Origin of the sequence: Pseudomonas bohemica, assembly GCF_002934685.1 — a bacterium.
Classification (GTDB): domain Bacteria; phylum Pseudomonadota; class Gammaproteobacteria; order Pseudomonadales; family Pseudomonadaceae; genus Aquipseudomonas; species Aquipseudomonas bohemica.
The window spans coordinates 61890-68729 of sequence record NZ_NKHL01000092.1; the positions used below are offsets into that span (position 1 = coordinate 61890).

The 6840-nt window shown below is 58.9% G+C and carries 3 protein-coding genes; 1 reads left to right on the forward strand and 2 read right to left on the reverse strand.

Translation table 11 applies throughout. From position 1 onward, the window contains the following. Positions 1 to 113: 113 nt before the first annotated feature. On the reverse strand, positions 114 to 1400 hold the full coding sequence (gene tcuC / locus CE491_RS07180) for an MFS transporter (RefSeq protein WP_110947656.1): 1287 nt from the start codon (positions 1398 to 1400) through the stop codon (positions 114 to 116). Positions 1401 to 1694: 294 nt separating this feature from the next. Between tcuC and CE491_RS07185 the strand changes: the two genes are divergently transcribed. Beyond that, positions 1695 to 5972: a dermonecrotic toxin domain-containing protein gene (locus tag CE491_RS07185; RefSeq protein WP_110947657.1), complete on the forward strand. Its 4278-nt coding sequence runs from the start codon at positions 1695 to 1697 to the stop codon at positions 5970 to 5972. 1 nt (position 5973) lies between these two features. On the opposite strand, the gene CE491_RS07190 is transcribed toward CE491_RS07185, so the two are convergent. Beyond that, on the reverse strand, positions 5974 to 6516 hold the full coding sequence (locus CE491_RS07190) for a chalcone isomerase family protein (protein WP_234407535.1): 543 nt from the start codon (positions 6514 to 6516) through the stop codon (positions 5974 to 5976). Positions 6517 to 6840 lie beyond the last annotated feature (324 nt).

Below are 6840 nucleotides of genomic sequence, written 5' to 3' on the forward strand. Positions count from 1 at the left end.
GTGTGTATTTTGTACGGTAATTGAACCGTAGCGGCCGACGATGCAGATCAGACAGAAACAAAAACGCCCCGAGTAGCTCGGGGCGTTTTGTTTTTTCCTGCAGCTCGCCGTTTTTAGCTTGTCGCTGCTTCCATGCGGGTCTGACCCTTGCGGAACAGCACCAGCGTCGCGATCAGGCCCAGGACGGCGGCGCCGCTCAGCCAGATGCCAGGGGCTGCCTTGTTGTCCAGCACATGGATCAGGTAGGTACAGGCCGCCGGGGTGAAGCCACCGAAGGTCGCGGTCGCCAGGCTGTAGGCCAGGGAGAAACCGGTGGTGCGCACTTCGATCGGCATGATCTCGGTCAAGGCCACCACCATGGCGCCGTTGTATGAGCCGTACAGGAATGAAAGCCACAACTCGACCATCAGCAGATTGGCGAACGTCGGATTGGCAGTCAGCCAGGACAGGGCAGGGTATGCCGTGAAGATGGCCAGAATAGTCGCACCCAGCAGCAGGGGTTTGCGGCCGATTTTGTCGGACACTGCTCCCATCACTGGCAACCAGATGAAGTTGGAAATACCGACGCAGACCGTGACCAGCAAAGCATCGAGATCGGACAGGTGCAGCTCGGTCTTGCCGAAGGTCGGGGTGTAGGCGGTGATGAGATAGAAGGAAACGGTGGTCATGACCACCAATGCCATGCCTGCAATGACAAGACCGAAGTTCTGACCGATCGACCTGACTACCTCGCCCAGCGTTGGCCGGTGTTTTTTGGCACGGGCCTCGAATTCCGGCGTCTCTTCCAGCGAGCTACGGATGATGAAGATCACCGGAACGATCAGGCAGCCGATGAGGAACGGCACGCGCCAGCCCCATTGCCCCATGTCTTCCGGACTCAACCAGTGGTTCAGGCCGACGCCCAGCAGACCTGCGAAAACCACGGCCGCTTGCTGGCTTGCGGACTGCCAGCTGACAAAGAAGCCCTTGCGGCCGGGGGTGGATATCTCGGCCAGATACACCGATACGCCTCCCAGCTCGACACCGGCGGAGAAGCCCTGAAGCAGACGACCGATCAGCACCAGCAGAGGCGCGGCAACGCCCAGGGTTGCATAGCCCGGAACGCAGGCGATCAGCACGGTACCCATCGCCATCATGGCGAGGGTAATGACCAGGCCTTTCTTACGACCATGATGGTCAATGTAGGCACCGAGGAAGATCGCACCCAGCGGGCGCATCAGGAAGCCGGCGCCGAAGGTCGCCAGCGAAAGCATCAGCGATGCGAATTCACTGTCGGCGGGGAAGAAGGTCTTGGCGATGGCCGTGGCGTAAAAGCCGTAAACCATGAAGTCAAACATTTCAAGAAAGTTGCCGCTGACAACGCGAAAAATCGCTTTGCCTTTGCCTGTGTTCGAGGCCATTTGGAATTACTCACTTAGACTGTCTAGCTGGGGGATCCGTTGTATTTGTGCGTCCTCTCCTGCGCTGTTCGAACTTGGTCTCCGGCAACGCAGATTTGTAACGATATGTGTAAAAATGGCGGATAGCAATCATAAGAAACGCATCACCCATCGCCGGTGCCTCATGGCAGCCTGAGGGCGCGATATTTGTTTATGTCACGCTTGGCGTCTGCCTGCCCTTAACTCGCTCGAAATTTCCGGACTGACCGCTGTGAGTCGGACCGGACTGTCATGCACTTGCGAGTTGAATTCACAATGACTGTCAACTATGACCTGATCGATACCTTCTCCCGCCGACCTTCGCTGACTCCTGTCGCCTACGATGCTTTGCGCAACGCCCTTCGGGCTCAATATCCTTCGCTGGATATCGATCCGGCCATCGCTGTGATTACTGATTCCCAGGCCGACGGATCGGCCAGGACGTTGATGGACGTTCTGTGTGATGACTTCGCCGCCGGCAAGACGCCTCGCTGGAAGGACGGGGAACATACATTGGTACTTAATCCCGTCGCTCCGGAAAATACGGTTGCGCCGCTCGAACTCGGGCAACTGGCGATTCTCATCGACACCGCTTCACTCGGTCTGCCCGACATCTTCATGCGCGCTATGGTGAGCTTCTGGGACCGACCCGGAAAAAATGGCGTGAGTCCCTGGAAACAATTAGCCCAGGAGCTTGAGCAACGGAGTTTAAGCGCAACACCGTCGTCCGGTTTATTGGGTGTCGAAGCGGCTTCGACTGGCGCAGGCGTGGATTTCGAGAAAAAGGCTCTGGAAATGCTCGAAGGACAGCTTTCGCTGATCCAGGAAGTGAATTCTCTGGGCTTCGATGATTTCGACGAGATCGAACGTTATCTCGCAAAAATCACCGATATTGGTCCGCAGCTGGACATCGGGCCTTCTGTGTCTTGGCGGCCGCAGCCCGACCGCTTCGAGCAATTGCCGGACTGGATAAGAAGTGCATCTTCGGCAGACCGACTGGACTACAGCCGCCGACTGGCTGCAATAGCTGTCGCGGCAGGTCGTTCAGCGGGCGCTTGCTGGAACGACCAGCTGCCCGGTGTTCTGGACTACGCACGAAAGGTCATGCAGGACAAATTGTGTGAGGACCACCCGCAAGCCACCTGGCTGACGCTTGACGACGTGACGGTCAATATTGCGAAAGTGGTGGCGGTACCTGCCCCGTCTACAGGGCAGCTCATCGCTATCGGTAGCATCGAGCACCTGCACAAGAGCGTCGCAGCGTTCGCGCTGGAGAATCTTTCCAGCGTGCCGAACGGCTCGATAACCCTGTCGATACGCGATGGCGGGCCCTTGCCCGATTGGCTTACTCCGGATTATGTGAAGCAGCTGATCGTTCGTGTGGACATCGGGCGTGCCTATCCCGCGCTGGTGCGCCACTATCTCCTGGATGACAAGGCAGAAGCTGCCAGACGGCAAATACTGTTCGCCGATCAGTTACGTGTGCAATTGCCCCTCAAGGCTCTCGAACAGAAGATTCGCGGCCAGGGCGGTTTGACCCAGACTGGCTATCGATTGGTCTGCTCGCTGCTGGAGAATGGCGACGGCAGTGGCTCGCTCAGCTCCTGCGTGTTGCGGCCGCTGGCCTGGGTGGCTCGGTCAGGAGCGGCCGCCGATGAGGTCAGTAACATGTTTATCATTGGCGCTTCAGATCCGAGGGTAGGCCCCTTCGTGCTCTATCGCCCCTTCGCAGATGTGCCGCTCACTCAATTTTCTACCTGGACACAGCTGCGCGATGCCATCGCCAACGAAGGTGAATTGCAGCACGAAGTGCTGACCTGGATGAGCGCGCACGCCCGCCGTTGTTATGGCAATGGCGGATTTAACCAGCCGCATATCATTCGTTTCGGCCTGGGCTTCGATTTTTCGCCTCTGGAAACTCCCTCGCCTGCGCAACTGGGCGTCGATGTGATTCAGGGGGATGTGACGGTCGCACTGTTCAATGCCAACGCTCGTGCGCTGGTGGATCTGGCAGACCACGAGTCGGTTTCCAACGCGGAAAGTCGTTGGGCGTTACTGCAACGTGGCGGCTGGCTGGCGTTCGATGCTGTACTGCCATTCTTTACAGGGCCTGTTGGCTCGGCGCTTTGGCTGGTGCAGTTGATGGAAGCGGTCGATCAAGTACTTGTAGCTCAAGCCGGGTTTTTCGGCGCTCGTAGTTCCGAGGCCTGGAATGCGCTGCTGCTGAACATTTCAATGATTCTGCTGCACCAGGGCTTTGCTCGAAGCCTGCCTTCATCAAAGCGCCTTGGCGAAGTTGAGCTGCCGCTGAGCGAGCCGATCAGCCAGACCGAGTCGCCTCTGGAGATTGAGGAGCCTGAGTCCAAACCTGCTTCTGCGCAAGCGCCTGCGCCCACTCTTCTGGACTTTTCCTGGTCCAGCAGCAGCCATCGCCTGACGGCAGAGCAGGCGGCGCGCCTCGAACACCTGAAAGTCACGCCTGAGCCTCCGCTGGGCGAATCTTCAATGGAGCCAGGAAAAGAGGGCCTGTATCAGCACAGTGAGCGCTGGTGGGTGCGGCTTGAGAGTGGGATCTACGAGGTCGGATTCAACGAGTCGGGTGCCTGCATCATCGATCCGCAGCATCCTGCCTCCTCCGGTCCACGCTTGCGTCATACGGGCCAGACCTGGGCACTCGATCTCTCGCTGGGACTGCGCGGCGGCGGACCCAAGCGCAGCGCCCGCCAACTGGCGCTGGAAAATGCCGAGACCCTCAAGCGCGTGACTGAGCGGGCATCCGTGCTCGAGCAGCGCGAGCGTGTTCTTTACCTCCGCTTCGGTCAGTGGGAGCGGACCCGCCGCAGTGGGACCGAGCCATTGACGCAGGAGCAAATCGAACTCGTCGCGACGGATCTGAACGAGTTATGGACCATCATTCAGGAGAAAATGCTGCTTCAGGCGTCTTTGCGTCCTGCTGATCGCGTTGCAGAGAAAGTCCTTGCCAACAGTTTGCAGGGGGTCAGTCAGCGCATCGGCTTCTATGAAGGCGTATTGCTTGAACGGGTGGTGAATGTGGTGCACACCGAGTTACCCCGGTTGCACGCTTTTTCCACCGATAAGGTCACGCCGGAAAATGTGGACCCCTACCTGGCGCTGTTCGAGCAATTGCTCAGGTTGAAGGATCGAGGAGAGCATTGGGCCGCTGTCAGGGAAGAGGTCTGGCTGCAGCTCAAGAACGTGCCCAAAGTCGGTAAAGCGCTCTGGCGAGCGGATCTGCTCATGCTGCACAGTCATAATCTGTTCACCCGTCTGGACTGGCGGATCAACCGGATGTGGACGCTGCTTGAGTTGAGCTTCACCCGGGAGGCTGTTCTCACGACGAGGGGGGCCGCTGAGCTAAAAGACTTTCGCACCGATGAGGCTCTGCATGCAGCGTTCAGCTCCCACGCGGAACTTGAAAAACCCAATGACTACTCGTTGGCAGAACAGATAGGGGTGCTGGAAAGCTCAATGCGTGAGTACCAGAGGGCGATGTTGGTCGCAGTCTGCACTGAAGAAAGCACACCGCAGGCATTGCAGCCGGAGCAGTTCGACCGTTTCTTCGGAGACCTCATCTGGATTTTTGATCATACGGAGGCACGGATGTCGGACCTGATTCGGGAGAGCGCAGAGCCGTCGGAGCAGCCTCCCGAATATGTCCCGCGGGTCACGCAGTCTCGCAAGCGAGTCATCAAGACCCGAGCCCACCGCACGTTGGTGGGCAGGCTCAGGGAGGGGGAACCCGATTTGCCGGGGGCCGTGGTGGACGTGACCGAGCCCATGAGCGACACCGTCGTCGGCACCTATCATCTGCATGAAAACGGCGAGTGGGTGGAGGTCGAAACCGTGCGCCCGGTGAAACCGGCGGGCCGTACGCCGGTGGTTGCACTGACCGAGCTCAAGCGTCAGGCCGCAGCAGGGCTTGATCGGGTCGAAGCGGATATCGCCAATGCACGACGCCATTCAAGACGCGGCGGTGAGCCAGCGGATATGGAAGATATTCTGGTGCAAAAGGCCGATACCCTGAATGGGTTGGCTGACAAGCTTGCCGCGCGCCTGGCCGATTCCAGTCCAGAGCAGGACGCCGCCAGTAGCGTGCAGACGACGGTGGGCCAATTGCGCACCGCGGCGGCGCGTCTTAAAGATGAGGGGCGTGCCTTGCGCATCGCCATGATCAAGGCCCAGCCTCCTACCGCGGCACGTCTGAGTTACCTTGCACGCGAACATGAGGTCAGCATCGCCCGTTTCGAAGGTCGCAAGAACATGTCTGGACGTAAACGTAATGACTTCGTTCAGGAGTATCAAATTCGCGATCAGGAGCAACGCGTCCTATGGTGGGCGCATTTTCATTACGCCAGCGAAGGGGCGGCCGCAGAGACCTTTACGGCGGCGCATCTGAAACTGCCCGAGCAGCGATTCATGGGCTACAAGGCTCAGGTCAAGGCGGCGAAAGACAATAAGGAAGTCATCAGTGTTTATCGCAGCGCGATCGGAAAGGAGGTAGCGCAACGCTTGTTCCTCGACCTGGCAGGCTAGTTCATTTTAGCAGCGCCTCGCGCAGGTCGCCGGACAATCCGTCCGGCGCCAGCCAGATCGCGAAGTACACTTTCGCCAGTTCCGGGTCGGGACTGGCGAAAATGACCTTGGTGTTGCGGATCAGATTCAGGCCGTCGCTGCGGTCCCAACTCAGGACGTAACGGTCGCCGGGTTTTATGTCCTGGAAGCTTTGGTTCAAGCGGTCTAGTTCGAGGCGCAGCCGCGACAGGGTTTCTTTGGTTTGCTGGTGTTCGAGGGTGGCAGTAGCGGCCTTGATGGCGTCATCGCGACTGATTTCCTGGAAATAGTAGAGTTCGAGTTTTTGCGGGGCCTGGGTGAAAGCGGCCTGTTTTGCGGTGATCGAGGGTTCGGTATAGAAGGCTGCGGCGTACACGTCGGTCCACAGGTGGGTGAGGATCGCCTGGTTTTTGCGTTCCAGTGCCGGCGATTGGCCGTCGAGGCGGGGCGGGAAGTCGGCTTTTGTCAAAAGATCTGCCTGGGAGGCCATGGCGATCGGGCTGGCCAGTGCGATGAGCAGGAGCATCCGGTGAAAGAGGCGGTGTCGCATGATGGGGCCTTTTTTGGCGGTGGGTGCGCTTAAGGGTATGACAGTTTTGCGTGTCAGGTCTTGGGAGGCTGAGAGGATAAGTCTGTCTTCCCTCACTCCAGTTCCGCTCCGTGGGTCCGCCGCTATCCGCCGTCCATGGCGGGGGCTGCACCCAAGTCGCATTCTGCAGCGCCTGGAGTTGCGTGGCAGAAGATCAGGCGCAGAGCAAAGCAGGACAGGACCTGAGGGACTGTCAGATTTTTTGTGTGCGGGCCGGTAACGGCCTGCCGTCAGGCAGGCCGTGCTTTTACCAGGTCGGCC